The sequence below is a fragment of the Candidatus Protofrankia californiensis genome (assembly GCF_900634765.1).
Taxonomy (GTDB): Bacteria; Actinomycetota; Actinomycetes; order Frankiales; family Frankiaceae; genus Protofrankia; species Protofrankia californiensis.
On record NZ_CAAAFT010000139.1, the window covers coordinates 994 to 4,865 of the forward strand.

A 3,872-nucleotide genomic window follows, 5' to 3' on the forward strand; every position below is an offset into this window, starting at 1 on the left:
CCCGCCCGGGCCGCCTGGCCGCCCGACAGCGCGGTCATCCGGGCGTCCAGGTCGATCGCGAGCCCGATGTCGGCTGCCACCGCCGCTGCGCGCTCGTCGAAGTCGGCGGCACCCAGGGCCAGCCAGTGTTCCAGCGCCTCCGCGTAGCCGTCGTCCGAGCCGGACTCCTGCCGGGACAGCGCGTCGGAGACGTCGTCGAGCCGGCGCTGGGCCTGCGCAACGCCGGTGCGCCGGGCGAGGAAACCGTGCACCGTCTCACCGGGACGCCGGTCGGGTTCCTGCGCGAGGTAGCCCACCGACGCCGTCGGCGGGCGTAGCCGCACCGTGCCGTGCGCAGGAGCGGTCAGGCCCGCCAGCAGGCGGAGCAACGTGGACTTGCCCGCACCGTTCGCGCCGACCAGCCCGATGACCTCACCCGGGCCAAGGACGAGATCCAGCTGGCTGAACAGCTGCCGTCCGCCGTATCCGGCGGCCAGGCCTTTGGCGACGAGGGTAGCGCTCACGGACATGAACGCTACCGGCACTGTGGAGCGGGTGACCGGGATCGAACCGGCATGGCCAGCTTGGAAGGCTGGGGCTCTGCCATTGAGCTACACCCGCGAGGCGTCGTAGAGACTCTACCCCGTAGGATGGAGGAGCAACGCCACGGGGCGTAGCGTAGTGGCTAGCGCGCCTGCTTTGGGTGCAGGAGATCGGGAGTTCGAGTCTCCCCGCCCCGACCGGTAATCTCGGCGCGTCCATCCGATCCACCGCCGCATCAGGAGTTAGCCGCGCCGTGAAGGCCACTAAGGAAACCCTTAGCCCCACCCGGGTCAAGCTGACCGTCGAGGTGCCCTTCGACGAGCTCAAGCCGTCTGTCGACGCCGCCTACCGCAAACTCGCGCGGGACGTCCGGGTTTCCGGCTTCCGGCCGGGCAAGGTGCCTCCGCGCATCCTCGACCAGCGTCTCGGACGGGGGACGATCCTCGAGGAGGCCATCAACAGCGCCCTGCCCCGGTTCTACACCGACGCCGTGCGCCAGGAGGAGGTCGACGTCCTGTCGCCTCCCGAAGTGGGCATCAGCTCGTTCTCCGACGGTGCCCCGCTGGTGTTCACCGCTGAGGTGGACGTCCGGCCGGACATCGCCCTGCCCGACTACGACGGTCTCGAGGTCACCGTCGATGCGACCGAGGTCACCGAGGAGCAGCTCCAGTCCCAGCTGACGACGCTGCGGGAGCGGTTCGCCGTCCTCAAGCCCGTGGAGCGTCCGGTACAGGCCGGTGATTTCATCTCGCTCGACCTGTCCGCGACCGTCGAGGGTGAGGCCGTCGAGGGTGCCGACGCTACCGGCATGTCGTACGAGGTCGGGAGCGGCGATCTCGTCGACGGTCTTGACGAGGCGGTGACCGGCGCGTCCGAGGGCGAGAGCCGGACGTTCCAGACCGAGCTGCTCGCCGGTGAGTACGCCGGGAGCTCAACCGAGGTCACGGTAACCATCCGTGGCGTCAAGGAGCGTGAGCTTCCTGAGCTGGACGACGACTTCGCGACAACCGCCAGCGAATTCGACTCGCTGGAGGAGCTGCTCGAGGACGTCCGTGAGCGCCTTGACCGGGGCGCCAGGCTCAACCAGTTCAATCAGGCACGGGAGCACATCCTCGACAGCCTGATCGAGCGGATCGACGTGCCGGTACCGGAATCGGTCCTCGACAGCGAGGTCGAGGCCCGTGAGCACCGTCTCTTCCACGAGCTCGAGCGGCTGGGCCTCGACCGTGACTCCTATCTGGAGTCGCTCGGCCAGACCGAGCAGGAATACCGCGACGAGTTGCGGCGGCTGGCCGCAAAGGCGTTGCGGTCCCAGTTCATCCTGGATGCCGTGATCAACGCCGAGCAGATCGGTGTCGAACAGGGCGAGCTGATGGAGCAGGTGATCGGCCGGGCGCAGCGCGCGGGCCTGAGTCCGGAGGTCTTTGCCCAGCAGATCTCCCAGGGCGAGGGGCTCGCCTCGATCATGGCGGACACCCTGCGCGGCAAGGCCCTCAACTTCCTGCTGGAGCAGGTGAAGGTCGTCGACGCCGAGGGTAACGCGGTGGAGCTGGCACTGCCTCGCCGGCCGGAACCGGCGGCCGAGGCCGATGATGCCGAGGTCGATGATGAGGCCGAGGGGGTCGAAGAGGGCGCGGTGGCGGCATCCGCCGATGCCGGCGGCAGCGACGCCCGCGGTGCCGCCGCGAGCGACACCGCCACTGACACCGACGGCAGCGACGTGGTGGCCGGCGACGTTTCGGTCAATCCCGCGCCCAACGCCTGACCACACCGGCACCCACCGTCGTCGGGTGGATGAGGATCTTCCGGGCGGCCGCCCGGGTCCTCATCCACCCGACATCCACCTGACCGGCATTCGTATTACACCTGAATGTCCGAATTAAGACGATTTCGGACTGGCTCATCCTCACGCCTAGCGCGAACATCGAGCATGAACTCCCGGAACCGCCGCGGGTCACAGATAGTGTCGAGCCGGTCAGATCAACCGCAGCCAGTGCGAGGAAGCCGAGGAGCTAACCGTGAGTGATATCGCAGCCCCGAGTTTGGCCGTCCCGCAGCTGCGCTCGCCGGGGCAGGGTGGGGTCGGTTTCGACGAGCAGGTCTTCAACCGTCTGCTGCGCGAACGGATCATTTTCCTGGGTTCGGTGGTCGAGGACCAGATCGCCAACACGATCTGCGCCCAGCTGCTGCTGCTCAACGCCGAGGATCCGAATCGGGACATCTTCCTGTACATCAATTCTCCCGGTGGTTCGGTCAGTGCCGGCATGGCGATCTACGACACCATGCAGTACGTCGAAAACGACGTTGCGACGGTGGCTCTCGGTCTCGCCGCATCGATGGGCCAGTTCCTCCTGTGCGCAGGCGCGGCGGGCAAGCGCTACTCGCTTCCGCACACAAAGATCATGATGCACCAGCCCTCCGGTGGTATCGGCGGTACCGCCTCCGACATCGCGATCCAGGCCGAGCAGATGCTCTACACCAAGCGGACGATGCAGGAGCGGATCGCGTTCCACACCGGCCAGCCCATCGAGCAGATCGAGCGGGACTCCGACCGCGATCGTTGGTTCACGGCCGAGGAGGCCAGGGACTACGGGTTCGTCGACCATGTCGTCTCGCAGGCCCGCCAGGTTCCCAGCGAGAGCTCGGTCAGCTAGCCAGTCGAGCTGGGGCCGGTCTGGTGGATCTTCAATCGTGCGAATCGACCGCTATCCACCGGACTGGCCCGAAGAGCGCGGGACGCTTGGCCCGCACCGTCGACATCGGCCACCGATCATCACAAGCCGTCGCGGAGGCACCCAGACATGAACCAGCCGATCACCGGTCAGGGCGGGAACAGCCGCCAGCCCGTCAGCCGATACGTCCTTCCGCGGGTCATCGAAAAGACCAGCCGCGGCGAGATCGCTCTCGATCCGTACGAGAAGCTCCTGCGTGAGCGCATCATCTTCCTGGGTGTGCCGATCGATGACACGTCCGCCAACGACGTGATGGCGCAGCTTCTGTTCCTGGAGTCCGAGGATCCCGATCGCGATATTTCGATCTACATCAATTCGCCGGGCGGGTCCTTCACCTCGTTGACGGCCATCTACGACACGATGCAGTTCGTCCGGCCCGACATCCAGACGATCTGCATGGGGCAGGCGGCCTCGGCCGCGGCGGTGCTGCTCACCGCCGGCACTCCCGGCAAGCGCTTCGGGCTGGAAAACAGCCGCATCCTGGTGCACCAGCCGTCCGGGCAGGGTGAGGGCCAGTCCAGCGACATCGAGATCCAGGCGCGGGAGATCCTGCGGATGCGCTCGTTGCTGGAGCGGATGCTCGCCCGGCACACCGGCCACACCGAGGAGGAGATCCGC

3 protein-coding genes, 2 tRNA genes and 1 pseudogene are annotated in these 3,872 nt (G+C 67.3%); 4 read left to right on the forward strand and 2 right to left on the reverse strand.

What is annotated here, in order from left to right; translation table 11 throughout:
- Positions 1-503: pseudogene (locus DD1DGNOD_RS29065) on the reverse strand (ATP-binding cassette domain-containing protein); the annotation flags it as partial.
- 23 nt (positions 504-526) lie between these two features.
- Positions 527-600: transfer RNA gene (locus tag DD1DGNOD_RS08335), tRNA-Gly, on the reverse strand.
- A 46-nt stretch (positions 601-646) separates the two neighbouring features.
- Between DD1DGNOD_RS08335 and DD1DGNOD_RS08340 the strand changes: the two genes are divergently transcribed.
- The 4 genes from DD1DGNOD_RS08340 to DD1DGNOD_RS08355 all read left to right on the forward strand — a co-directional run.
- A tRNA-Pro gene (locus tag DD1DGNOD_RS08340) sits at positions 647-719 on the forward strand.
- A gap of 56 nt (positions 720-775) precedes the next feature.
- On the forward strand, positions 776-2,287 hold the full coding sequence (gene tig / locus DD1DGNOD_RS08345; protein WP_131765987.1) for a trigger factor: 1,512 nt from the start codon (positions 776-778) through the stop codon (positions 2,285-2,287).
- Positions 2,288-2,540: 253 nt separating this feature from the next.
- Positions 2,541-3,176, forward strand: coding sequence for an ATP-dependent Clp protease proteolytic subunit (locus DD1DGNOD_RS08350; protein ID WP_131765988.1), 636 nt, complete (start codon positions 2,541-2,543; stop codon positions 3,174-3,176).
- Between the two features lie 147 nt (positions 3,177-3,323).
- Positions 3,324-3,872: ATP-dependent Clp protease proteolytic subunit (locus tag DD1DGNOD_RS08355; RefSeq protein WP_131769830.1), on the forward strand; the 549-nt coding region annotated here is incomplete at its 3' end.